Consider the following 1,665-nt stretch of genomic DNA (forward strand, 5'->3'; position numbering starts at 1 on the left):
ATGTATTGGCTTGAAGTAAGATGATTTGTAATGAAGGTGTCATATTGCTAAGCCCATGTATAAAAAAGACAAACAGGGAATGATCATCGTTTTGATCGCTTTGACTTTGTTTTTAGCCATTTCAATTGGTTTTAAATTTCAGAGTGCCGTTGTTGCTTTATCTATTGCATTCACTGTCATACTGGTTCAGTCATTATCAAGTCTGCATCAACGTTTAACTCATTTAGAACAACAGTTTTCTCACCAGACAACGCCACTTTATTCTATTCATACTCTGTACACGATAAAAATAGATAACTCATTGAAATAATGTCATAATAATTGTTTTCTAACGACGAATACTATGACACATCTCAATGAGTTATATCTTATCTTAAACAAATATCTAAAATGGAACAAGTCACATTTAAAGTGCTTTGCGCTCATCATGCTTGTGATTATTTTAAAGCAAACATGTAATCTTTCTTCTGCATCTAAAGCCTTGCCCATCAAGTGCTTACCACAATCATTTTATCGACGTATGCAGCGCTTCTTTGCAGGTCAGTATTTTGATTATCGTCAAATTTCTCAGTTGATTTTCAATATGTTTTCATTCGACCAAGTGCAACTGACTTTAGATAGAACCAATTGGAAATGGGGAAAACGAAATATTAATATCCTGATGCTCGCAATCGTTTATCGTGGAATAGCGATACCTATCCTTTGGACATTGCTTAATAAACGTGGAAATTCAGATACGAAAGAGCGTATTGCTTTGATTCAACGCTTTATAGCCATTTTTGGTAAAGACCGTATTGTGAATGTGTTCGCAGACAGAGAGTTTATCGGTGAGCAGTGGTTTACATGGTTAATTGAACAAGACATCAACTTCTGCATTCGTGTTAAAAAAACTTCATTGTCACCAATCATTTAGGAAAGAATCATAAAATTAGTGATTTATTTCGCCATCTTAAAGTTGGTCAAATTGAATGTCGTAAACGACGGATTTTGGTTGGTCGGGTGAAACTATATATAAGTGCACTACAGTTAGAAAATGGAGAGCTTTTACTCGTCGTTTCTCCTCAGTTTAATGCCAATGCTATTCAGGATTATGCATTACGCTGGGAAATTGAAACCTTATTCAGTTGTCTCAAAGGACGCGGGTTTAATCTTGAAAATACGCGCTTGACAGACCCTAGACGAGTGAAAAAATTGATTGCGGTGTTAGCTATAAGCTTCTGTTGGTGTTACTTAACGGGTGAATGGCAACATGATCAAAAAAAAGCGATAAAAATAAAGAAGCATGGACGACTCTCAATGAGTTTATTTCGCTATGGTTTAGACTATGTTCAAATGGCGATTCAGCGTTTAATTGGTTTTGGGAAAAAAGAAGAGTTTAAGGAAATTTTGGCAATTTTAAGAAGGCAGAACCCTGATAGGATAAGGGTTCTGTGAAATTTGTCGTGTACAGAGTATTTTTGCTCTCTCCAGATACATATTTATACACTAGCTTATATAACGTACTCATTTAGATCACTTAATAATAATTATATTTCTATATAATATAAATCAAAACATAATTATATATTTTAGGTTTATATAATTTAAATCAAAAAAAACCCTGAATAATTAAAGTCAGGGTTTACTTGTTTTTAGGGAGCAATATAATGGACTAAATGGTATGTC

The 1,665-nt window shown here is 33.9% G+C and carries 1 protein-coding gene; it reads left to right on the forward strand.

The window, feature by feature from the left end:
- The first annotated feature begins 343 nt into the window (after nt 1-343).
- A protein-coding gene (locus tag FYJ40_RS08825) for an IS4-like element ISAba1 family transposase (RefSeq protein ID WP_085940413.1) occupies nt 344-1,434 on the forward strand; the annotation gives its coding sequence in 2 pieces (ribosomal slippage) (nt 344-884 and nt 884-1,434; 1,092 coding nt in all).
- Nucleotides 1,435-1,665 lie beyond the last annotated feature (231 nt).

This window comes from Collinsella sp. WCA1-178-WT-3 (M1), assembly GCF_009696325.1.
In the GTDB taxonomy this organism is placed as follows: domain Bacteria; phylum Actinomycetota; class Coriobacteriia; order Coriobacteriales; family Coriobacteriaceae; genus Collinsella.